At 39.1% G+C, this 21938-nt stretch carries 19 protein-coding genes and 4 tRNA genes; 15 read left to right on the top strand and 8 right to left on the bottom strand.

The window, feature by feature from the left end:
• The first annotated feature begins 17 nt into the window (after nt 1-17).
• The 4 genes from ACINWC743_RS14535 (at nt 18) to ACINWC743_RS14520 (ending at nt 2804) form a co-directional block, all read left to right on the top strand.
• Nucleotides 18-1448: an amino acid permease gene (locus tag ACINWC743_RS14535; protein ID WP_009586017.1), complete on the top strand. Its 1431-nt coding sequence runs from the start codon at nt 18-20 to the stop codon at nt 1446-1448.
• 130 nt (nt 1449-1578) lie between these two features.
• Nucleotides 1579-2463, top strand: coding sequence for a PGAP1-like domain protein (locus ACINWC743_RS14530; protein ID WP_009586018.1), 885 nt, complete (start codon nt 1579-1581; stop codon nt 2461-2463).
• A 148-nt stretch (nt 2464-2611) separates the two neighbouring features.
• Nucleotides 2612-2687: transfer RNA gene (locus ACINWC743_RS14525), tRNA-Glu, on the top strand.
• Between the two features lie 41 nt (nt 2688-2728).
• Nucleotides 2729-2804 (top strand) — tRNA-Glu (locus tag ACINWC743_RS14520).
• Between the two features lie 112 nt (nt 2805-2916).
• On the opposite strand, the gene ACINWC743_RS14515 is transcribed toward ACINWC743_RS14520, so the two are convergent.
• Together ACINWC743_RS14515 and ACINWC743_RS14510 are read right to left on the bottom strand one after the other, a co-directional pair.
• Nucleotides 2917-3513, bottom strand: a complete 597-nt coding sequence (locus ACINWC743_RS14515; RefSeq protein ID WP_009586024.1) for a YiiX family permuted papain-like enzyme — start codon at nt 3511-3513, stop codon at nt 2917-2919.
• A gap of 173 nt (nt 3514-3686) precedes the next feature.
• Entirely contained in the window at nt 3687-4940 is a 1254-nt protein-coding gene (locus ACINWC743_RS14510) for a putative solute-binding protein (RefSeq protein WP_009585997.1), read from the bottom strand.
• Nucleotides 4941-5341: 401 nt separating this feature from the next.
• On the opposite strand from ACINWC743_RS14510, the gene ACINWC743_RS14505 reads away from it, so the two are divergent.
• From ACINWC743_RS14505 to ACINWC743_RS14495, 3 genes are all read left to right on the top strand, one after another.
• Complete coding sequence (locus tag ACINWC743_RS14505) at nt 5342-5938, top strand: 5-formyltetrahydrofolate cyclo-ligase (protein WP_009585994.1); 597 nt, start codon at nt 5342-5344, stop codon at nt 5936-5938.
• Between the two features lie 135 nt (nt 5939-6073).
• On the top strand, nt 6074-8503 hold the full coding sequence (gene lon, locus ACINWC743_RS14500) for an endopeptidase La (RefSeq protein ID WP_009586016.1): 2430 nt from the start codon (nt 6074-6076) through the stop codon (nt 8501-8503).
• Nucleotides 8504-8740: 237 nt separating this feature from the next.
• Nucleotides 8741-9118, top strand: a complete 378-nt coding sequence (locus tag ACINWC743_RS14495; RefSeq protein WP_009586014.1) for a VOC family protein — start codon at nt 8741-8743, stop codon at nt 9116-9118.
• 205 nt (nt 9119-9323) lie between these two features.
• Here the strand turns inward: ACINWC743_RS14495 and ACINWC743_RS14490 are convergent, their stop codons facing one another.
• The 5 genes from ACINWC743_RS14490 to ACINWC743_RS14470 all read right to left on the bottom strand — a co-directional run bounded on the left by ACINWC743_RS14490 (nt 9324) and on the right by ACINWC743_RS14470 (nt 13801).
• A complete protein-coding gene (locus ACINWC743_RS14490; protein ID WP_009586006.1) occupies nt 9324-9752 on the bottom strand; it encodes a hypothetical protein in 429 nt (142 codons plus the stop codon).
• A 131-nt stretch (nt 9753-9883) separates the two neighbouring features.
• Complete coding sequence (gene dapF / locus ACINWC743_RS14485; RefSeq protein WP_004828445.1) at nt 9884-10729, bottom strand: diaminopimelate epimerase; 846 nt, start codon at nt 10727-10729, stop codon at nt 9884-9886.
• Nucleotides 10730-10742: 13 nt separating this feature from the next.
• A complete protein-coding gene (gene lysA / locus ACINWC743_RS14480; RefSeq protein WP_009586000.1) occupies nt 10743-11987 on the bottom strand; it encodes a diaminopimelate decarboxylase in 1245 nt (414 codons plus the stop codon).
• Between the two features lie 33 nt (nt 11988-12020).
• Complete coding sequence (locus tag ACINWC743_RS14475) at nt 12021-12251, bottom strand: hypothetical protein (protein WP_004828442.1); 231 nt, start codon at nt 12249-12251, stop codon at nt 12021-12023.
• A gap of 146 nt (nt 12252-12397) precedes the next feature.
• The gene (locus ACINWC743_RS14470) at nt 12398-13801 is read right to left on the bottom strand and encodes an amino acid permease (RefSeq protein WP_005030677.1); all 1404 of its coding nucleotides are present in this window, start codon (nt 13799-13801) and stop codon (nt 12398-12400) included.
• A gap of 279 nt (nt 13802-14080) precedes the next feature.
• Here ACINWC743_RS14470 and radA point away from each other — a divergent pair, with 279 nt between their 5' ends.
• From radA to ACINWC743_RS14455, 3 genes are all read left to right on the top strand, one after another.
• Entirely contained in the window at nt 14081-15469 is a 1389-nt protein-coding gene (radA, locus tag ACINWC743_RS14465) for a DNA repair protein RadA (RefSeq protein ID WP_010591196.1), read from the top strand.
• 455 nt (nt 15470-15924) lie between these two features.
• Entirely contained in the window at nt 15925-16920 is a 996-nt protein-coding gene (locus tag ACINWC743_RS14460; RefSeq protein ID WP_004828437.1) for a Tim44 domain-containing protein, read from the top strand.
• 201 nt (nt 16921-17121) lie between these two features.
• On the top strand, nt 17122-17469 hold the full coding sequence (locus ACINWC743_RS14455) for an EF-hand domain-containing protein (protein WP_035301228.1): 348 nt from the start codon (nt 17122-17124) through the stop codon (nt 17467-17469).
• 124 nt (nt 17470-17593) lie between these two features.
• On the opposite strand, the gene ACINWC743_RS14450 is transcribed toward ACINWC743_RS14455, so the two are convergent.
• The gene (locus ACINWC743_RS14450) at nt 17594-18769 is read right to left on the bottom strand and encodes a S1C family serine protease (protein WP_004828434.1); all 1176 of its coding nucleotides are present in this window, start codon (nt 18767-18769) and stop codon (nt 17594-17596) included.
• A gap of 172 nt (nt 18770-18941) precedes the next feature.
• Here ACINWC743_RS14450 and ACINWC743_RS14445 point away from each other — a divergent pair, with 172 nt between their 5' ends.
• The 5 genes from ACINWC743_RS14445 (at nt 18942) to ACINWC743_RS14425 (ending at nt 21487) form a co-directional block, all read left to right on the top strand.
• Complete coding sequence (locus ACINWC743_RS14445; protein ID WP_009586002.1) at nt 18942-19700, top strand: Nif3-like dinuclear metal center hexameric protein; 759 nt, start codon at nt 18942-18944, stop codon at nt 19698-19700.
• A gap of 210 nt (nt 19701-19910) precedes the next feature.
• Nucleotides 19911-20537, top strand: a complete 627-nt coding sequence (locus ACINWC743_RS14440; RefSeq protein ID WP_004828430.1) for a superoxide dismutase — start codon at nt 19911-19913, stop codon at nt 20535-20537.
• A gap of 53 nt (nt 20538-20590) precedes the next feature.
• Entirely contained in the window at nt 20591-21256 is a 666-nt protein-coding gene (locus tag ACINWC743_RS14435) for a hypothetical protein (RefSeq protein ID WP_009585992.1), read from the top strand.
• A 74-nt stretch (nt 21257-21330) separates the two neighbouring features.
• Nucleotides 21331-21406 (top strand) — tRNA-Asn (locus ACINWC743_RS14430).
• Nucleotides 21407-21411: 5 nt separating this feature from the next.
• A tRNA-Asn gene (locus tag ACINWC743_RS14425) sits at nt 21412-21487 on the top strand.
• Nucleotides 21488-21938: the final 451 nt, after the last annotated feature.

The raw sequence follows: 21938 nt of genomic DNA, 5'->3' as shown, positions 1-21938 counted from the left end.
ATTTCCATTAGAAGCTTATGCCGTCATCACCAATTCAAAATGATGCTCAAGTATCATCTAATTCCTCACCACTCAAACGAGCAATGAGTACTCGTCACTTGGTGATGATTTCGCTTGGTGGTGCAATTGGTACAGGGCTTTTTTTGGGATCTGGTGAAGTCATTTCACAAACAGGTCCGATTGGTGCCATCCTCTCTTATATTTTGGGAGGTGTGATTGCATATATGGTGATGCTTTGCTTAGGTGAACTCGCTGTACATATGCCTGAGTCTGGCTCTTTTGGTACTTATGCCCAACGCTATATTGGTCCGGGGACTGGTTATACCGTTACATGGCTGTATTGGCTGACATGGTCAGCAACTCTAGGCACAGAGTTCACCGCAGCCGCTTTATTGATGCAAGAATGGTTTCCACATATTTCGATGTGGTTATGGACACTGATTTTTGCAGCAATTGTGTTTGGCTTAAATATGAGCTCAACCAAATGGTTTGCCGAATCTGAGTTTTGGCTATCACTGGTAAAAGTGATTACCGTTATTGCATTCATTCTTTTTGGTTTACTGGCGATTTTTGGTCTACTCAATTATCAAGGACACCATGAAGCACCCTTATTTAGCAATTTAACCGCTGAAGGTTGGTTTCCTCAAGGCTTATTCCCGATCTTTACCACGATGTTGATTGTTAACTTTGCCTTTTCTGGGACAGAGTTAATTGGTGTTGCTGCAGGAGAAACTGAAGATCCTGCCAAGAATGTACCTAAAGCCATCAATACGGCAATTTGGCGCTTGTTGATTTTCTTTGTCGGTACCATCATTGTGATCAGTGCATTATTGCCACATCAAATGGCAGGACTACACGCTGAGGGCGTAAGTAGTAGTCCTTTCGTTACCGTATTTGATCATATCGGTATTCCTTATGCAGAAGATATCATTCGCTTTGTAATCATCACTGCATTGTTGTCTGCGGCGAATTCAGGACTATTTGCTGCCTCACGTATGATGTGGTCACTGTCAGCAAAAAAACAACTTCCAGCAATATTCTCAAGAATTAATGCGCGTGGTATCCCTTATATCGCAGTGATTGTAACGATGTTTGGCGCACTGCCGGGCTTACTTTCAGAACAATTTGCACCTGAAACCATTTTTAAAAATCTATTGGGTGTTGCTGCTTTCACAATGGTTGTGGTGTGGATGAGTATTTGTCTAAGCCAATTTAATTTTAGACGCCAATGGTATAAACAGGGTCATAGTAAAGCGGAGTTAGGTTTTGCCGCACCGTTGTTTCCGATCGTACCCATTTTAGGTTTTGTATTCTGCTTAATTACCTGTATTAGTATGGTGTTTGATCCTGAAATGGTGGTCGGTTTTATCTGTTGTTTAATCTTTATTGCTATCTGTTATATCAGTTATGCATTCTTATACAAATCTCAGCATGATTCGCAGTCTTAAATAAAAACAGTTTCTGTTTTTCAAATCAAAAGTGTGGCAATTGCTACACTTTTTGTACATTTGGTCATAGTCAAAAAAGGTTTAAGCTCGTAAATTAAATTTATAAATCTTATGTTTGATCACAACCGCAATGAAAATTATTTTTATTCATGGCATGAATCAACAAAATTATAATGCTGATAATTTGAAACAACATTGGCTTGATATTTTTCAACAGGGTATCAACGAACTTAAACTTGCTATTTCAGCCACAGAACTTGATATCAGCCTGCCCTTTTATGGTGATTTGATCACTAAGCATCAACTCAGCAATCGCTTTGATCTAAATGCTTTCTTACCTAAGTCATGGGTTAATTTCCATTTGCACAAACATAGCGCAACTGCGCCATCGACAGTTTTAAATACAGCGCCAACCATTCCAATCTTACCTTACTTTATGCCTGAGCATGAGCTAAAACTGTCAAAACGGCTGTATTTAGCTTCTCAGTTATTCAAAGACAAAGCACTTAAAGAATTTTCTGTCATTTTAAATAACTTTCCTAAACTACATGAAAGTCTGATCCATAAGTTTTTGATCGAAACTTATTTATACTTAGCCAATCCTCAATTCATGGACGAAGTTCACCAAAGGATTTTAGCAAGTTTAGAAGCAGATCAAAGCCATGTTATCGTTGCACACTCCTTAGGTACCGTGATTGCGTATAACCTTTTGCAACAACTACCACCTCAGTATAAAATCCAACGCTTCATTACTTTAGGCTCTCCCTTGGCATTTAAAGTCATTCAGTCCAAACTTACACCGCCAATCCAAAGTCCTGCTTGCTTAAATGGAGATTGGCATAATTTTTACTCTCCTGATGATTTCCTCACGGCTTTTCCTCTGGTCAATGCGCCTTTTGACTTTCAACCCGCCATTTTAAATACATCTATTTCAACATTTATCCATTCCCCGCACCAGATTGCAGGCTATTTACAGCATCCTGCTGTGATTAAAAATATTGTAGAAGCCCTTTAAAGCCATTTGGCTCGATTTCATTGATACTTTGCATGATTTTTGTGTTATTGCTTTGTTTTTATACATATAAATCAAGTTTTCGCTTTTATTGTAGAAAAAGGTTTGACACATCTCTGTATTCGCCCTAATATACGCCCACCTCTGAAACGACCCTATCGTCTAGAGGCCTAGGACATCGCCCTTTCACGGCGGTAACCGGGGTTCGAATCCCCGTAGGGTCGCCATTAATTTGATGGTTTTGTTTCAAGGTCTGCCTCAATTTATTGACCCTATCGTCTAGAGGCCTAGGACATCGCCCTTTCACGGCGGTAACCGGGGTTCGAATCCCCGTAGGGTCGCCATATTCAAGATTGTTTTTGCAATAAAACATCTCATAAAAAACCTGAGCATCATGACTCAGGTTTTTTATTGTCTGACTTTTTATATCTCTTTATTTTTGCCAGCATTCCAATGTTATCGAACATCAATCAATTGCTTTGAATTAAAAAGTGTACTGGGTGCAATTACCATTTCATTCAATGGAATATGTTGACCATATCTTTGTTTCATCAAGGCTTTAACACGTGGATGACTAAGATCAAAGCTGGATAGCTTGTCCAATGGTGCTAGTTCTATTGCTAAAGCTTTTTTATACGCTTTCCAGACCAGCTCTGAACAATAGATTGCATTGTCTGACCACTCAAAATAAACATCATAGGGTTTGTTTAAATAAGTTTCTGCTTGCTGAACTAGTTTTTGTTGTTGCGCAACCGTAAGTTGAGTTCGATAACGCTTGACGCTATAGCTTTGATTTACCCCACGGTTAATCCATTGTTGGAGTGGTGTATACTTCACAGGCTGAATCGCTTCCAAAACCCAAGTCTGTCCATTTTTTAACACAATCATCCCCATATGGCTGTATGGTGAATGTGTAGCTTGCTGAATTACAAGACTTTGAGCTGATTTAGAGGTATGAAAGATCACATCCCCTGTTTGATATGTTGTGGTATAACCAAAAATGGGATAAAACAAGATCAATAGCCATAAAAATTTCAATCGATTTAACTGCATCTTTTTCAATATTATTTTTAAAACATCATGTCGTGAATTTAACAAAGATCATTAGCTTTGCAAAATCCATATGATCCTAGCCAATAATAAACAAAGGCAAAATAAATACTTATTTTGCCTTTGTTAATCTATAGCACTGGTTTTATCTCTATGTATAGATGAAGCTCACTGCCTTATTCATCATTCAATGCGCATTCAAAACTACTTGGTGTTTGTCCACAACGGACTTTTTTCAAAATTTTCATCATTGCAGGATCATAATAGCCTTCTTTGGTCATCTGAATACGTGCTTCACGCATAATCTTGATATAGCCAGGCTTGTCAGCTTCACGGATATCAAACCAATATTTTTCAGGTACTTCTCTTTCGATTTTATCAACAAACTCAAACGCTGGGCTGAGTTGCTTGGAAATCATTTCTCGTGCAATTGGTCCCATTCCAGCAGGGAATTTATTACGATGCATGATCAATGTTCCTGTCACTTGAATGAGCGGAAACTTGATAATACCGCCGACCACATTCCCATTTTTATCAGTCATACCCTTTTTTAATTCTAACGGCTTAAACAACAATGCAGGACCAGCCATAATATCAACTTCTTTATTATTAAACTTGCCCCCCACTGTTAATAAATCCACTGAAACAGGTTGCGCACCCACATTTTGTACCAGTTTTTTCTGCGTTCCATCAAAATTCATGACTGCAACTTTTTTACCTGCCGCCTTAGATAAAGTATCAATACGGCGGTCATTGACCATGATGTACGCAGCACCCAAAGGCACGATTCCGACGACCTCATAATCACGATTGACCATTTTTGCATCATACTCAGGTCGTGCAAGTAACTGAATCACAGTGGTCAATTGCTTGTAATTTTGCACAGCACCAATTGCATCAATACTGCCGACGAAAGGATTAAATTGTCTCGCTCGAATATTACTGATGCCTGCACCATCACAGCGTTTACTTCTAAAATCTTCAGTTAATACACGTTCATCGGTATAGACACGTAAATTAATATCTGTGGATGCTGTTTTCTTGAGTTTTGGATAATTTAAGTCAATATGCATCGACAATTTGGTTGGGCGTGTGATCTTCATATCCACACCAAATTCTTTGGCGATTTGGGTGATTCGTGGTAGTTCACTGATATAACTGGTGGCTTGTTCAAAAGCCTCACTATTCGCTCCATCTGGTGAAAATACACAGAGCGTGACGGTTTTAGGGATTTGTTGCCAAACTTTAGGATCATTCATCAAGGTTTTAATTTTATTTTTTGAATGTGCTGAAAGTTCCAGATTTAATTTAGGTGCTACAGGTGGCGCAGCATAAGATAGCACAGACAAACTACTGGTCAATGCAAATATAGTTGCCTTAACCCATGGTCGTGACGGCATTATTCGATGTGTATTCAGATTATCTTGCATCACTTTGTCCTATTTATATTCTTGTTGATCCATCATCACTCACGTGAATTCTTATTTAGCCTAATAGAAGTCTGAAACTTTTCAATTGACTGTGCAAAATCCAACATTTGTCAAAAAAGATAGTTTATTGATTCCGATTTAAATGACTATTTTAAGTTGAGGTTTATCAGATAATTAACAGAATTAGGTCGATTTGTCCATTTATCGAAAAACTTGATAGGAGTTAAAATATCTCCTCATCTAGCGCTTGTCATAGCGTTTGTCATAATCAGCTACATCGATTTTAAACAAAAAATGCGACAATCTTTTAATCTCAGATCAATCAAAACTGTAATTTTCTCAATCCTGTTGTGATTCAATTCGTTGTATACTGTTTACAGTTTGGAGTTAAACTTGACAGCATGAATCAAAATTCACAATTGCGCAAAATCATCAGTCAGCAACGACGCAAGTTGAATTCACAGCAACAAAAAATGATCGAGTTGCGTTGCTTAAAGCAATGTTTAAAGCATCCGAAATTTTTAAACGCGCGGAAAATTGGACTGTATTTAGATGCTTTTGGAGAAGTAAAAACCAAACGTCTGATTGAATATTGCTTTGCTCAAGGTAAAAAAGTTTATTTACCCATGATCTGTAATATGAATAATCACTTGGTTTGGGTCAAAATTTCCTACCAGCAATATCAAAATAAACGCTTTTCATTACATCGTTTAGGTATGTTAGAGCCCATGGCAAGCCGTGGAAAGCATGTTTCGACACTAGATGTTGTGATCATGCCGTTATTGGCTTGTGATATAAAAGGAACACGTATGGGCATGGGAGGTGGTTTTTATGATCGAACGCTTGCTTCCGCTTTTCAACAGCCTCATCGACTAGGTTTAGCACATGATTTTCAGTTTCTACATACTGAATTAGCAAGAAATTCGTGGGATCAATCCCTTGATAGCCTGATTACACCAATAAAAACTTACTATTTCAAACGCCAGATAGGTCAATAAATTCCTTTAGGCTTGTTTGTAAATCAAATACTTGCGTTTTTTTAACTTTTTTATTAAGTAAAGCCCTTGTAATTTTTGAAATACACATCACTATAAAAAACATGGCAACACCGTTGTCACTCATTAGGAGTGCCCATGTCTGAAATTATTATGAATCAAGAAAACTTAGAGCCACAGGTTCCAAGTGTATTACCGCTGTTAGCGTTGCGTGACGTGGTGGTTTATCCACACATGCAAATTGCGCTATTTGTGGGTCGTGAAAAATCGATCAATGCAGTTGATGTGGCTCGTAACAGTGACAATTTAGTATTTGTAGTTGCGCAAAAAGATTCGCTTACAGAAGAAATTGATCACGACAACCTATATCAATATGGTACTGTCGCTAAGATTGTACAAGTTGTAAACCATGAAAATGATGAAAACTGCATCAAAGTGCTCATTGAAGGTTTACACCGTTCTAAGCTGGTTGAGATCATCGACAATGATGAATATTTATCGGCAGAACATGCGTTAAGTCCAATGACTGTATCGATAGACAACGCTACCCAAACAACACGTGTGGATGAATTACGTGCACTGTTTTCACAGTATGCAGAAGCAAAATTACGTAATGCACGTGAGTTGATTGCAGCAGCCAACAAAATTGACGATTTACTGCAACTATTATTCTTTGTTGCAACACGTGTACCTTTGAATATTGATGTCAAACAAAAATTCTTAGAACACGATGAGTTTGAGGCACATTTACAAGAACTCATGACTTATTTGTTACAACAGTCTGAAGAACAACAGATTGAACAAACTTTGCATGACTCTGTAAAACGTCAAATGGAAAAAAACCAACGTGAATACTTCCTCAATGAAAAGATGAAGGTCATTCAACGTGAACTTTCCGACATGAATGGCGGTGCGGAAGATGATGTTGCTGAAATTGAAAAACGTTTAGCAGAAGCTGATTTACCTGAACATGTACGTAAAAAAGCTGAAAATGAGTTCCGTAAACTCAAAGCGATGCAACCTGCGTCAAGCGAAGCTGCTGTGGTACGTAATTATATCGAGGCAATTTTAGATACGCCTTGGAATAAAGCCAGCAAAGTTAGCATTAACTTGGCAAAAGCTCAGGAAATCTTGGACACAGACCACTACGGTTTAGATGAAGTCAAAGAACGTATTGTTGAATACCTTGCTGTTCAGTCACGCGTGAAAAAACTTCGTGGTCCAATCCTATGCTTAGTCGGACCTCCAGGTGTGGGTAAAACCTCTCTTGGTGAATCCATTGCTAAAGCAACCGGACGTGAATTCGTTCGTATGGCACTTGGTGGCGTCCGTGATGAAGCAGAAATTCGTGGTCATCGTCGTACTTATATCGGTGCGATGCCAGGTAAAATTGTGCAGTCTTTGACCAAAGTCGGTGTTAAGAATCCATTGTTCTTACTCGATGAGATTGACAAAATGGCACAGGATTATCGTGGTGATCCAGCATCTGCATTACTTGAAGTACTTGATCCATCACAGAACAGCAAATTTAATGATCATTATCTAGATCTTGACTTAGATTTGTCAGAAGTGATGTTCATCTGTACTGCCAACAGCATGAATATTCCTGAGGCGTTATTAGACCGTATGGAAGTGATTCGTTTACCGGGCTATACCGAAGACGAAAAAGTCAATATTGCGGATCGTTATCTTGTTCCTAAAGCGATTAAGAACAATGGATTACGTACTAAAGAATTGACTGTTCATGAAGAAGCGATTCGAGACATCGTGCGTCGTTATACACGTGAAGCTGGGGTGCGTAGCCTAGAGCGTGAAGTTTCAAAAATTGCGCGTAAAGTGGTGAAAGAGTCTGTAAGCAAGAAAGCCAAGAACTTGCATATCGATGTCACTGCTGAAAACTTACCTGAATATTTAGGTGTGCATAAGTTTGATTACGGCATGGCTGAAGAAGAAGCTCAAGTTGGTCGTGTAAATGGCTTGGCTTGGACTTCTGTCGGCGGTGAGTTGTTAACCATTGAGGTTGCAGCCGTCAAAGGTAAAGGTAAATTCATTACGACGGGTTCACTCGGTGATGTGATGAAAGAATCGATTACAGCTGCAATGACTGTGGTTCGTACACGTGCTGATGAATTAGGTATTGAAGCTTCTCGTTTTGAAGAAACCGATGTACACGTTCACTTGCCTGAAGGTGCAACACCGAAAGATGGTCCTTCTGCAGGTTTAGCTTTAACAACTGCGTTGGTTTCAGCATTTACAGGTATTGCAATTCGTCCTGATATTGCCATGACGGGTGAAACCAGCTTAGGCGGTCGTGCAATGCGTATTGGTGGCTTAAAAGAGAAACTTTTAGCGGCACATCGTGGTGGTGTTAAACTGGTGTTTATCCCACAAGAAAACGTACGTGACTTGGCTGAAATCCCTCAAAATGTGAAAGATGGTTTAGAGATTAAAGCAGTGAAAAGTATCGATGAGATCCTTCCACTTGCTTTGGTTGAACAACCAACACCATTGGTCAAAGCACCAATCGTGAAAGCGGTAGATGAAGGCAAAAAAGCTGCGCGTCATTAATATAATGATGTTCAACAATTCAGAAAAGAGAATGCTTCGGCATTCTCTTTTTTTATGGCTGTGAATAAAAAACAAACCTGCTTACAAAATACAGCTGTACAACATTCAAGTTTGTCATAAGCTAATCACAATAAAGTCTAAAAATAATATTTGCTGGCTGAGCTAGAGTTTATCTACTCAAGCAAACTGCCAACGAATGGTCTAATACATATAACAGTAAAACAAAAGGACACCATCATGCCAAATCCAGTCTGTTGGTTTGAAATCTATGTTGATGATATGGAACGAGCCAAATTATTTTATCAAACTGTATTGGGAACAGAACTCAGTTTATTGAGCGACCCGACTGATGCAAATACCCAAATGTGGGCTTTTCCCTCCGACATGAACCAGTATGGCTCCACTGGAACCTTGGTAAAAATGCAAGGTGTGAGTGCAGGTGGAAACAGTACGATTATCTATTTCAGTAGTGAAGACTGTGCGATCGAAGAAGCTCGTGTTGAAGCTGCGGGAGGACAAATTCATCAAGCAAAAATGTCAATCGGACCGCATGGACATATCGTTTTAGCTGTAGATACCGAAGGTAATATATTTGGAATTCATTCAATGAATTAACTGAACAGTTTTAGAACATTGAAACTTTGAGAATTTACACTTATATTGATTGAAAAACAACCAATCACCCTCATATATACATTAAGCAAATATGCGTGCTGTAGTGTGGTTGCTTAATGTTGATTTGATCTCCAGACGAATCAACATTAAAACACAGTCCTACCCATTTCGGACTGTGTTTTTTTATGGATCACTTTTAGCAAACTTATGGGCGGTTTTGCTTCCATTGCTGATATTTCTGACTGATTACTGCAGCAATTAAATCATAGTTTTCCCAAGTGTCTTCTACTGCATAAGTTTCTATTAAGCCTTTTGAATAAACCAAGGTTTCATCATAATCTTTAAAATATTGATGACTTTCATAATAAACTTGCGTAAATTCAAAGCCTTCTTCATTCAAATCTTCTTTCCAGAATTTTTCATCACACATATCTGTCAAAAACTGTAATCCAGTCATTTGACGTGTACGCACTTGTTCTAATTCAGTTTCACTTTCTTCTTGGTGAAACTCACCTTCTAAATGATGATTGATCATCCATGCCAAATACATGCCGATATGCGTTCCACCATTTTTGTAGGGAAATCCAGCTTGTTCAGCGGATTCAGCATGCCAATCTATCCGGTCTATTGCCATGGTTTATTTTCCTATTTGATTGTGATTATTTGCTTTGAATTTTAATAAATATCAGCGCTGTAGTTATTGACGAAAACCTGCTGACCAAATTTAAAAAGCCCTGACATCAATTCAGGGCTAAAGGTATATGCTTAACTTTGAAAATAGCGTAAATCCAAACGACCTTCGTAAACAGTAGCCGTTGGACCGGTCATCCACACCACATCACCTTCTTTCCATTCAATTTGCAATTTACCGCCTGCCAATTCAATTTCCACATTGTTGGCAAGCAAACCACGACGCATACCTGACACAGCTGCTGCACATGCACCTGTCCCACATGCCATGGTTTCACCTACACCACGTTCAAAGACACGTAAGCGAGCGTGCTTTTCATCTACAATTTGCATAAAACCTGCATTGACCCGTTGTGGAAAACGTTCATGAGACTCTACTTGTGGACCGATATGCGCAACATCTGCAGTTAAAACATCAGTAACGATGGTCACTGCATGCGGATTACCCATATTGACCACATCAATGGTCAGTGACTGATTATCTGCCAAAGCGATGTCATACAAAGCATCTGGCTCTTCAGCAATAAATGGAATCTCTTGCGGTAAAAATTTCGGATAGCCCATATTGACACGAACCCAACCATTTTCACCCAACTCTGGTTCGACAATGCCTGCACTGGTCTGCACTTTAAAGCGCTTCTTATTGGTCAATTGACGCTCGTAAACAAAACGAGCAAAGCAACGCACCCCATTACCGCACTGCTCTACTTCAGAACCATCTGCATTAAAAATACGATATTTAAAGTCAACATTAGGAAAATCTGGTGGTTCAACAATGAGAAGTTGATCAAAACCAATGCCAAAATGACGATCAGCCAAACGACGGATCGTCATTGCATCAAAAAAGGCACGTTGGCTAATCAAATCAACCACCATGAAGTCATTGCCCAGACCATGCATTTTGGTAAATTCTAATAACATCTAAAATTACTCCTTAAGGCAACAAACGTTCATTTTCCCAAAGTGATTCAATACTTTCTCGTTTACGAATCACATGAGATTGTTCACCATCCACCATCACTTCTGCAGCACGACCACGACTGTTATAGTTTGAACTCATAACAAAACCGTATGCACCAGCACCCAAAACAGCAAGATGGTCATTTTCTTTAAGCGCAAGTTCACGTGCTTTACCTAAGAAATCACCTGTTTCACAAATAGCGCCGACAATATCCCAAGTTTTGTTTTCAACATCAGTGCGTGACTTAACTGGCTGAATATCCATCCAAGCCTCATACAGGGATGGGCGAATTAAATCATTCATAGCTGCATCGATAATTGCAAAGTTACGGTGCTGAGTTGGTTTAAGCAAATCAACTTTAGTCAGTAAAACGCCAGCATTTGCTGAAATACTCCGCCCCGGTTCCATATATACTTTTAAACCCAGTTTTTCTAAAGCTGGACGCATAGACTCAGCATATTCAACAACGCTTGGTGGCGTTTCATCTTTATAAGTCACGCCTAAACCGCCACCGATATCGATATGCTGTAAATGAATGCCGAGCGTTTTAAGCTGTTCGATCATCATCATAATACGATCAAGCGCATCCACAAAAGGCTGAGTTTCAGTCAATTGCGAACCAATGTGACAATCAATTCCAACCACATCTAAATTTGGCAAAGACGCTGCATATTGATAGGTTTCAAAAACCACATCAGAAGGAATACCAAATTTATTTTCTTTCAACCCTGTTGAAATATAAGGATGGGTTTTGGCATCAACATCTGGATTGACTCGTAGAGAAATAGGTGCTTTTTGACCTAAACGTGCCGCAATATTTTGAATACGATCAAGTTCAGCATGTGATTCCACGTTGAAACATGCAATACCCACTTCCAACGCTTTTTGTATATCTTCTTCTTGTTTGCCTAGACCAGAAAACACGATTTTTGATGGATCACCACCTGCCGCAAGTACCCGTGCAAGTTCACCACCTGTGACAATATCAAAACCACAACCCAGTTTTGCCAATACATTCAATACTGCAAGATTAGAGTTAGACTTCACCGCAAAACAAATTTGATGATCGATAAAGCTAAAGGCTTTATCCATATCTAAATAATGCTTTTCAAATGTCGCTTTTGAATAGACATAAAGTGGTGTGCCATATTGCATAGCAAGCTGATCTAAAGAACATTGCTCTGCATGCAATACCCCATCAATGCGGGAAAAACTCATGAATGTATCCTTTCAATGAAAGTTTAAATAGGTTTAATTTGAAGTCACTTGTGATGCTGGGACAGACTGATCTGCTGGAACAGCCTGATCCACTGCTTTTTTCTCAGTCTGAACAGATTTACTGTCATTCTTTGAATACAACAAGTATTTGGCACGCTTGTCATAATCAGGGCTATTGGCTAACTGTAAATTACCAGATTGACCACAGCCTACTAAAACGGCACCACTTAAAACTAAACCGATGCTACAAATTGCTAAACGCATCTGCTCACCTATTTCCAAAATTTTTGTCAGTATACCTTGATTCTAAAATATAGACCAAAATAACAGGCGCTCAAGCTTAAAATGAGAATAAAAAAAACGCCAGTACATTACTGGCGTTTTCTTATGAGTATCTTTGAAATAGCTAATTACTGTTTTTTCTTATAAAAACAGAAATAACCAATCGCAAGGATAATTAACCAAATTGGGCTGACCATCAATGATTTCAAAGTATCTGGCTCTAAAGCGAGGATACCAATTGTTCCAATGAAGAAAATAATCACCACATAGCAAGTCAGAGGTCCACCCGGCAATTTAAATACGGATTTTGCATGAAGTTCTGGGCGTGTTTTGTAATACACCAAGTAACTCCACAGGATAATAATCCATACGAGAATGAATAAAATTGTTGAAAGTGTCGTTGCTAAAGTAAATGCTTCAACTGTATTTGGTACGAAATACTGTAATGCAGCACCACCCAGCAAACACACGCCAGAGAAATATAAAGCGTTGGCTGGAACAGCACGGCGATTGAGCAAACCAAATGCTTTCGGACCTTGATCTTCACGAGAAAGTCCAAACAACATACGACTGGTTGAAAACACACCACTATTCATTGAAGACATAACTGATGACAGTACCACCAAGTTCATGATGATCGCTGCTGCAGCAATACCCGCTTGACTAAATAAGTTTACAAATGGGCTGACTTTAGGGTCAATTTGATCCCAAGGTGTCACGGACATGACGATAACCAAAGCCAAGACGTAGAAGAAAATAATACGAATTGGAATCGAGTTAACTGCTTTAGGTAAATTCTTTTCAGGATCTTTAGTTTCAGCAGCTGTCGTTCCTACAAGCTCTACCCCAACAAAGGCAAAAATTGCAATCTGGAAACCCGCTAAAAAGCCTTCAAACCCTTTAGGGAACATGCCTCCGTGATCCCATAAATGAGTAAAGGATGCGACTTGACCTGTAGCAGCTGAAGTAAAGCCCGTAAAAATCATCCAGAGTCCAACTAAAATCAGTACCACGATGGCAATAATCTTAATCAACGCAAACCAGAATTCGAGTTCACCAAACAGTTTTACAGTAACGAGGTTCAATCCCATAATAAAGAAAATGGCAGCAACACTGATCATCGCGCCTTCGGTTGGTGTAAATGCCACGCCGTTATTAAAGAACTGTAAATAGTAGATAATGGCAGATAAATCTGCGATACCGATGGTGATCCAACACAACCAATACGTCCATCCTACAAAATAACCTGCCCAAGGACCGATTAAATCTGTTGAAAAGTCGATAAATGACTTGTATTGCAAGTTTGATAGTAGCAATTCCCCCAGCGCACGCATGACGAAAAACACCATCAAACCAATGATCATGTAGATAAATAATATTGAAGGTCCTGCAAGACTAATTGTCTTCCCTGACCCCATGAATAATCCTGTCCCAATCGCACCACCAATTGCAATTAATTGAAGATGGCGATTTGATAAACTTCTAGATAGTTCACCTGTTTCCGCAGAAGAACTGAGGTTTTCATTTGACATTGTTATATTCTTCTCTCAGATTTGTTTTACAAAAGTAGCTTAAAACAAAAAAAATAAAAAAGCCTTTTTCAATAGATACGCCTAATTATCTAGGATTTTCCATCTTTTAGCTTATTAAATAGTCAATAGACTATTCCTTACCTTTCTTATTTTTACCGTTCCTTCATTTTGCAGTTTACGTGCCAAAATTGTTTTTGGCGAGATGTTGTGCAAAAAATTGTATTTCAATGTCGCTATTGGTACATTCAGCACATCATTGAAAAGGTATATGCACTCAAAATGGGCAAAGTCAAAACTGTTTATCGTTGTGAACAATGTGGTACAGACCATCCAAAATGGGCAGGTCAATGTTCAGACTGTGGTGAATGGAATTCTCTGACTGAAGTCCGTATTGAACCTGTGGTATCACATCGAGCAAAACCGATGGGAGGGGGATATGCTGGACAAGCAGCCAATGTAACACTGTTAAATCAAATCACTGTTTCCAATGAAACGCGTTTAGGAACAGGAATTGGAGAATTTGATCGAGTACTCGGTGGCGGGTTGGTTACGGGTTCTGTGGTATTGATCGGTGGTGATCCAGGTATTGGTAAATCAACGATTCTTTTGCAAACAGCAACCCACATGGCTGCAGCGAACAGCTCCGCACTTTATGTCACAGGTGAAGAATCACTTTCTCAAGTCGCCTTACGTGCAAACCGTCTGGACTTAGCCACAGATAAATTACAGGTCATGGCTGAAACCTGTGTTGAAAGAATCTGTGACACCTTGGCACAATTGCGTCCGGCTGTTGCCATACTAGATTCTATCCAAACCTTATATACCGAAACCTTACAGTCTGCACCCGGTGGCGTATCACAAATTCGTGAATCAGCTGCACTTTTAACTCGTTTTGCAAAAAATAGTGGTACCGCCCTATTCATTGTTGGTCATGTCACCAAAGAAGGTTCACTCGCCGGACCGCGAGTTCTCGAACATATGGTCGACTGCGTATTGTACTTTGAAGGGCAGTCAGATTCTCGCTACCGTATGATTCGCGCAGTGAAAAACCGTTTTGGTGCGGTCAACGAATTGGGCGTATTTGGTATGACAGATAAAGGCTTAAAAGAAGTTGCAAACCCATCTGCTATTTTTCTAAGCCGTTATGATGAAGCCATCCCAGGTTCTGTGGTCATGATCAGTCGTGAAGGTACACGACCCTTGTTGGTCGAAGTTCAAGCGTTGGTTGATGATGCACATGGACAACCGCGCCGAGTCGCACTCGGTCTAGAACAAAACCGTTTAAACATGCTACTTGCCGTTATGCATCGTCATGGTGGTGTGCAAACTTCAGGGCAAGATGTCTACGTCAATGTGGTGGGTGGATTAAAAATTACTGAAACAGGTTCAGATTTGGCGGTCCTGTTGGCTTGCGCATCCAGTCTACGTTCTAAAGCATTGCCTCAACAATTGGCTGTTTTTGGCGAGGTGGGGCTATCTGGAGAAATACGCCCTGTTCCCAATGGACAAGAACGTCTTAAAGAAGCCATTAAACACGGTTTCAAGTACATCATTGTACCAAGAGGCAATGCTCCACAAAAACCAATTGCAGGTGTACAGGTGATTGCTGTTGCTCGTTTACATGAGGCACTTACTGAGGCGATGCAATTGAGTGACGAAGTCGCTTGAGATCGGCAAGTACGCTGTGTTGCTAAGTCAGTTAATATTGTTGAATATCAAATGCACTGACTGTTAACTCTAAAAATACTTGGATTGAGAAAAAACGTGCAGCTGTTTGTTTTAACGATCAGTTGCACGGTTAAACTCACTGCTCGATGAGAATCACGATGAGAATCAAGATACAGAATTGATCAGGCTGAATGCTTTTGAATTGAACAATTCCACCGATATGATAAAACATCTTTAAATCAAGACTTTTCAATTATTTCAATGCATTAGAAAAAACAAGTTCCAATCCATCAAGCTATCAATATATTCGTTATGATTATGTGAATATATGCACAAATAAATCTCAAAAACATTGAAATTCTAGTCAAAAGACTGCATAAATATAGATATGAAAAGCAAAGCCTCATAATCTTGCTTTTCATACTCATAAACATATTTTTAAATAGGTACATTCAATGGAAGTTCGACAGCGCGGCTTGATCGCAGGTATTTTAATGGCAACTTTGGCTGTAGCACCTTTAGCCGAAGCAAAACGTGCGGGTGGTGGTAAAAGCCATGGCATGAGCCGTTCTTCGAGTTCAAGTCAGTCTTATTCTCAACCTCGACAAGTTACGCCTGCTCAACAACCAATGCCAGCTCAAGCGGGTCAGCAAAAGTCAGGCTCTGGTGTCGGTAAAATGGTTGCTGCTGGTGTGGCTGGTGCGGCAGTGGGTGCAATTGCTGCCAATGCAATGGCTGACAACAACAATGGGAATTCACAAGCTCAGACCAATGATGCTGAATTAGCCAAACAACAAGCAGCTCAGCAAGAAGAGAAAAAAGGTGGAATCCCGAGCTGGATTTGGTTGATCTTGATCGCGGGTGCTGCATTCTTCTTGTTCCGTAAATTCGGCGCTAAAAAAAAATTAGCGGGCAATAATCCTTATGCACCAAATACGTCAGGTCCTACATCTGCGCCATTTGGTCAAAATAACACAGCACGTAATTCAGACAATACCAATATTTTTGGTCAGTCTGTGAATGGTGGTGCTGCACCTCAAGCGCCTTTTGGTGCAGCATCAATGCAAAGTGGCAATCAGCTTCCAGATGGTACTGAACCTGCAGCTTTCTTACGTGTAGCACGCCAACGTTTTAATCATATTCAATCGATGAACTCTGTTAGTAACATTGCAGAAATTCAACGCTACTTAACACCTGATCTTTATCAGTCCATGTATAACGATATCATGGCGAACCAAGATCAAGATGTTGCTGAGTTTTCGAACTTAAATGCATTGGTGGTCGATAGTGCAACTGAAAATGGTCAATATGTGGTAAGTGTTCGTTTTACTGGTACAGTCAGTGAAGATTTAAATAGTCTGCCTGCACCATTCTCTGAAGTATGGCACTTTGTAAAACCTGCGGGTTCTAACCAAGATTGGTTAGTGGCAGGTATCCAACAAGAAAGCTAATCAAATCGGTAATGTTTAGTTCATCAAAACCAGCGCTTAGGCGCTGGTTTTTGTTTATCTTCGCCAAATAAAAGAGACCCAAACCAGTGATAATGATCTCTGTCATAGCCATTAGTATCAGAAAATCATGATTATTAAATTGCTTTGAAAAGTTGAATGATATATTTATATTTCACATAACCATGTAAATAGAGTAGAACAATGAATAAAATAATATATGCAACGCTCATGACTCTCAGTACATTGAGCACTGCAAGCTTTGGTTGTGAACCTGCTTCCATGGATTGGGAGGGATTTTATAAAACTTATGATTCAAATAAAAATAATACGTTTGAACTCAATGAGTTTTTAAAAGTTACAGACTTTGCCCCATACCCTTGGCCAGATGACCGACAGTTTCAAGGCAAAGATAAAAACACTAAACTATTTAAATATCTAGATGAAAACAATGACGGAAAACTTACAGAAGACGAATTTGTCAAAATTTATACCTTATTCCCAAATCCTTGTGCCAATTGGCCTCACAAGCCGAAATGGAAGTTTTGGTAAAGCCCAATGTGATCAACATGCCATAAATTGGCTTTAATGAAAAAACTTGTTTTTATTGCACTATTTTGATCACCTTGAGAACATAAAAAAAGCCCTGAAATATCAGAGCTTTTATGCATTAAAATTAACGTTTTGGAAGTGGAATAAATTGTGAGTCATTATTCACAACTTTTCGTTCACCCACTTTAACTGTTAAATTCACTTTTTGATCGCCACGTACAACTTCCACTTGAATTTCAGTATTTGGTGCTTGTAAAGCGACATAATTAATCAAATGTGAAGTCGAAGTAATGTCTTCATTATTGACTTTCACAATACGGTCACCGACTTTAATTCCTGCTTCTGCCGCTGGACCTCGTTTCAATACATCGGCAACAACTACACCAGGTTGACGAGGTTGTAACACATCTTCTTGTGTCGGTGGAACTAAACTAATCCCCATCCAGCCACGAATCACTCGACCATCTTTTAAAATCGAATTGAGTATTTGCTGGCAAATTTTTGCAGGGATTGCAAAACCAATGCCTAAAGATCCACCTGACTGTGAGAAAATTGCAGTATTTACACCAATCAAATTCCCAGCAACATCAATCAATGCGCCACCAGAGTTACCTGGATTAATCGCTGCATCTGTTTGAATAAAATCTTCATAAGTATTGATTCCAAGATCAGAACGCCCCGTTGCAGAGATAATCCCTTGAGTCACAGTTTGCCCCACCCCAAATGGATTACCAATTGCCAAGACAACATCACCCACCTCATTACCACTCAATTTAAACGGCAATACAGGTAAATCTTTTAAACCAATTTTAATGACTGCCAAATCTGTATCTGGATCTGTTCCAATCACAGTTGCTTCGGCACGGCGTCCATCTTGCAAGGCAACAACAATTTGATCTGCTTGCGCAATCACATGGTTATTCGTCAAAATGTAGCCATCCGGACGGACAATCACCCCAGACCCCAAGCTATTTTCATTCTGGTTTTGATTCTGTTCAGGAATCTGATTACCAAAAAACTCTCGAAATGCAGGATCATTAAGCAATGGATGATTCTGTTTTACTTTTTGAGTGGTAAAAATATTGACTACTGCAGGCGCTGCAACTTTAACAGCAGCGCTGTACGACACCACACCACCTGTTCTAGACGTATTAACCAACGGCTCTACTTTCTCCGCTGGCATCTTTACGCCATCCGCTGCAATCGGTGCTTTGGGTTGTTGAAGTTTCTGCCATACGACAAAACAAATAATTACCAGTATTAGTAAAACCCAAGGGAGCCAAGTAAATGAACGCCGCACGTTTTTATTCCTCTAAGAATTTTTTAATTCGTTGATGCAAAAGCAATTTGTATATTGTAAAGCAATTCAATAAAGAAACATAAAAAATACAAAGAGTTTTGTTCAGCTTTAGTTACAGTTTAAAATGTGTTTTGATATTCTTCAATTACTCTATTTTCATAAAAGGTTATTCATGGCTTTACTTAAAGATATTATTCTGTGGTGTGATCAAACCTTAAAGTCACCTGAATTTAAAGACTACGCGCCTAACGGTTTACAAATTGAAGGAAAATCTGAAGTAAAGAAAATTCTTTGTGCAGTCACAGCTTCACAAGATGCAATTGATGCCGCCATTGAAAAAAAAGCGGACCTTTTATTGGTCCATCATGGATATTTCTGGAAAGGTGAACCTTACCCAATTACAGGGATGCGAGGAAAACGCATCAAAAGTCTCATTCAAAATGATATTTCTCTTGTCGGCTATCATTTGCCCTTAGACTCACATCCAACATTGGGCAATAATGCGATGATTGCTCAAATATTAGGTTTGGACAATATTGAAGCTTTGGACCCTCATGAACGCAATCCGATTGGCAATATCGGTTATTTAAAAAATCCGCTCTCACCTGAAACGTTTAAACAACTTCTCACGACAAAATTAGGTTTTGATACGATTCACCTTGATGCAGCAAAAACCCAGATTCAAAAAGTAGGTTTTTGCACTGGAGGTGCGCAGGATTATATTGCAAAAGCCGCAGCGATGGACTGTGATGCCTATATCTCAGGTGAAGTCAGTGAACGTACTTTTTATGAAGCCAAAGAATTGAATGTTCACTACTATGCATGTGGTCATCATGCAACTGAACGTTATGGCGTGCAAGAATTAGCCAAAGCGATTGCAGAACAGTTCAATATTGAATCTGAATATTTTGAGTTAAATAATCCAATTTAATCTCAATAAAAGTATCATTTCATTATTTTTTAAAAATGACTTGATACTTTTTCAAGAAAATCTTCACTGTCTTTTTTAATTGTCTATATACGTATTAAATCGAAATAAATTGTGTATTGTTATTTAACATCATGCCCTATTGCGCGAAGAATCTATTACAATAAAGCCACTTAAATGTTAAAACCCAGCTCAATGCAAGGAATTTAAAACATGACAACCATTACTTTACCTGCTCTACCATACGGCTACGAAGATCTTGCGCCGCACATCAGCAAAGAAACTTTAGAATACCATCACGACAAGCACCACAATACTTATGTTGTCAACTTAAACAACTTAATCGCGGGTACTGATCTTGAAGGTAAAACTTTAGAAGAGATCATTGTTGCTGTTGCTGGCGATGCATCTAAAGCAGGTGTATTCAACAATGCTGCTCAAGTTTGGAACCACACTTTCTACTGGAACTGTATGGCTAAAAACGGTGGTGGTAAAGCAACAGGTGCTTTAGCAGCTAAAATTGATGAAGCTTTCGGTTCTTACGAAAAATTTGCTGAAGAGTTTGCAGCTGCCGCAACAACTCAATTCGGTTCAGGTTGGGCATGGCTCGTTGCTGACAAAGTAAACGGTGAGCTTTCTATTCTTAAAACCTCAAATGCAGATACTCCACTTGCTCATGGCAAAGTTGCGGTATTAACAATTGATGTTTGGGAACATGCTTATTACATCGACTTCCGTAATGCTCGTCCAAAATACATTTCAACTTTCTTAGAAAGCTTAGTGAACTGGGACTATGCAAATGCAAAATATGCTGGTCAAGCAGCTGGTGTTGAAAAATAAGATTGAATAATTTTATTTTGCCAAAGAGCCATTCTGATTAGAATGGCTTTTTTATGTTAATCTATTTTTATATTTTCATGATTAATACGACATACACAATAAAAGCAGATCCAATAAAAATCATTGCTGGCTATGTCATTCTGACTACGCTACAGATTCCTTGTTATCTATATATCGCGCATTCAGACTACATCACCTTTACTTTTATTTTCGTGCTGCTATTGTGGCTGTTTATTTTATTATTTGAACTTGTTGCACTGTATCTACTGATCAAATATGGAAGACCACAGCTGTGTTTTCACAGTGATTTTTGTCAAATTCAAATACCTGCAATCAATATGACTGTGGACTATGAAAAAATTTCCGCATTAAGCATGCGTAAAATACAGCAAGAACATCGCGGTTTTTCCTTTGGAATGTGTTATGAACTTGAATTAAGTTTGAGTAGTCAAATCATGCAGCAACATGCTTTGAGAAAAAAACCTTATCCTGTCAAAAACTTATTCTTGTCTTCCAACTTTCTTTTTAAAAATAACCAAATCTTAGAAATTGCGATTATTTTTAGTGCATTAGCTCGAAAGAAAGCTTCCAAACGGATTGAAAGTATTCTACAGCTACAACAACATCCCCAAGCATACGAAAGCTTAATCTCTGAAAAAGATTTAGAAAACTTTAAAAATAATCAATATATATACAAATTATTTAAATTCGGACAATAAAAAAACATTTAAGATGCTTTTGGTATAATTTCACTTGACCACTTTGGCTTTCATCCATAAAATGCGCATCAGATTCTCCAATAGCTCAGTCGGTAGAGCGACGGACTGTTAATCCGCAGGTCCCTGGTTCGAGCCCAGGTTGGAGAGCCATCTATTCTTCCATAGCTCAGTCGGTAGAGCGACGGACTGTTAATCCGCAGGTCCCTGGTTCGAGCCCAGGTGGAAGAGCCAGATTCGAAAAAGCCCACTCATGATGAAGTGGGCTTTTTTATGCTTAAAATTTGATGTTACTTCAAAGACAAATCCTACATATAACCTGAGTTCGATAAAAATCCTTGATGAAAGATGATACATCCAAACCGCCTGATTATTCATACAAGTGATTTGGATGATTCATTTATTTTGTACTTTTCAATCATAGATGGTCTTGCGATCGTGAGGAGACATGGATGTCGCCATGTTGAGCGGGGGTATGAGGATGTACCCCTCGCTCAACGAAAGATTTTTGTCACTTTTCATCTCTGAAAAGTGAAGCATCGCCTACGCAAAAGAATTTAAACTTTAGCACTAAAGCGTGGCAGTGCAAGCTTTAGATCATCAAACAATCTATTGATCGCTTTCATTTTATTGATCAAGAGAAATGAAACGCTATTGATGGTTGCGCTTGCGGAGCTCCGCTCCT

The sequence above is a fragment of the Acinetobacter sp. WC-743 genome (assembly GCF_000335555.1).
GTDB classification, from domain to species: Bacteria; Pseudomonadota; Gammaproteobacteria; order Pseudomonadales; family Moraxellaceae; genus Acinetobacter; species Acinetobacter bereziniae.
Note: the sequence above shows the minus strand (reverse complement) of the source record. Positions and strands in the feature narration are given on the sequence as shown.

Excerpts from the sequence above, each read along its gene's own strand:
- ACINWC743_RS14440 (WP_004828430.1), top strand. The coding sequence starts at position 19,911 with ATGACAACCATTACTTTACCTGCTCTACCATACGGCTACGAAGATCTT.
- ACINWC743_RS14510 (WP_009585997.1), bottom strand. The coding sequence starts at position 4,940 with ATGCAAGATAATCTGAATACACATCGAATAATGCCGTCACGACCATGG.
- dapF (WP_004828445.1), bottom strand. The coding sequence starts at position 10,729 with ATGTTATTAGAATTTACCAAAATGCATGGTCTGGGCAATGACTTCATG.
- radA (WP_010591196.1), top strand. The coding sequence starts at position 14,081 with ATGGGCAAAGTCAAAACTGTTTATCGTTGTGAACAATGTGGTACAGAC.
- lysA (WP_009586000.1), bottom strand. The coding sequence starts at position 11,987 with ATGAGTTTTTCCCGCATTGATGGGGTATTGCATGCAGAGCAATGTTCT.
- ACINWC743_RS14460 (WP_004828437.1), top strand. The coding sequence starts at position 15,925 with ATGGAAGTTCGACAGCGCGGCTTGATCGCAGGTATTTTAATGGCAACT.
- ACINWC743_RS14490 (WP_009586006.1), bottom strand. The coding sequence starts at position 9,752 with ATGGCAATAGACCGGATAGATTGGCATGCTGAATCCGCTGAACAAGCT.
- ACINWC743_RS14435 (WP_009585992.1), top strand. The coding sequence starts at position 20,591 with ATGTTAATCTATTTTTATATTTTCATGATTAATACGACATACACAATA.
- ACINWC743_RS14515 (WP_009586024.1), bottom strand. The coding sequence starts at position 3,513 with ATGCAGTTAAATCGATTGAAATTTTTATGGCTATTGATCTTGTTTTAT.
- ACINWC743_RS14530 (WP_009586018.1), top strand. The coding sequence starts at position 1,579 with ATGAAAATTATTTTTATTCATGGCATGAATCAACAAAATTATAATGCT.
- ACINWC743_RS14495 (WP_009586014.1), top strand. The coding sequence starts at position 8,741 with ATGCCAAATCCAGTCTGTTGGTTTGAAATCTATGTTGATGATATGGAA.
- ACINWC743_RS14505 (WP_009585994.1), top strand. The coding sequence starts at position 5,342 with ATGAATCAAAATTCACAATTGCGCAAAATCATCAGTCAGCAACGACGC.
- ACINWC743_RS14445 (WP_009586002.1), top strand. The coding sequence starts at position 18,942 with ATGGCTTTACTTAAAGATATTATTCTGTGGTGTGATCAAACCTTAAAG.
- lon (WP_009586016.1), top strand. The coding sequence starts at position 6,074 with ATGTCTGAAATTATTATGAATCAAGAAAACTTAGAGCCACAGGTTCCA.
- ACINWC743_RS14475 (WP_004828442.1), bottom strand. The coding sequence starts at position 12,251 with ATGCGTTTAGCAATTTGTAGCATCGGTTTAGTTTTAAGTGGTGCCGTT.
- ACINWC743_RS14455 (WP_035301228.1), top strand. The coding sequence starts at position 17,122 with ATGAATAAAATAATATATGCAACGCTCATGACTCTCAGTACATTGAGC.
- ACINWC743_RS14535 (WP_009586017.1), top strand. The coding sequence starts at position 18 with ATGCCGTCATCACCAATTCAAAATGATGCTCAAGTATCATCTAATTCC.
- ACINWC743_RS14470 (WP_005030677.1), bottom strand. The coding sequence starts at position 13,801 with ATGTCAAATGAAAACCTCAGTTCTTCTGCGGAAACAGGTGAACTATCT.